The sequence below is a fragment of the Chitinophaga sp. GbtcB8 genome, assembly GCF_019091455.1.
Lineage (GTDB): Bacteria > Bacteroidota > Bacteroidia > Chitinophagales > Chitinophagaceae > Chitinophaga.
Genome location: NZ_JAGXJN010000559.1, coordinates 1 through 228, shown reverse-complemented (window position 1 = coordinate 228; position 228 = coordinate 1). Strand labels below are relative to the sequence as shown.

The following is a 228-nucleotide window of genomic DNA, read 5'->3' as shown; positions in this document are numbered from 1 at the left end:
ACAGACATACCCGGCAGAATATCAGATACAATGGTGTAAATGTTAGCGCACCAAGCAGCATTCCCGGCAATGGAAAGACTGATCCATCCTACCACTACCCAGATAACCTGCGTGTACCGCGAAGCAAAAATAGGCAACACTGTAAACGCAGATACCAGCAGCGCATACTAGCGCGCTTTATTCACCGGCCAGCCTTTTTTTATAAGCATAGATGAAAGATAACCTCCG

General features: G+C 46.9%; 1 protein-coding gene. It reads left to right on the top strand.

The genetic code is table 11. The features are described from left to right. The first annotated feature begins 39 nt into the window (after positions 1-39). Positions 40-171, top strand: a complete 132-nt coding sequence (locus KVT36_RS33055; protein WP_256449987.1) for a hypothetical protein — start codon at positions 40-42, stop codon at positions 169-171. The last annotated feature ends 57 nt before the right edge of the window (positions 172-228 follow it).

What these genes read in the sequence shown, in the direction of transcription:
- KVT36_RS33055 (WP_256449987.1), top strand. Translation starts at nt 40, where the DNA reads ATGTTAGCGCACCAAGCAGCATTCCCGGCAATGGAAAGACTGATCCAT.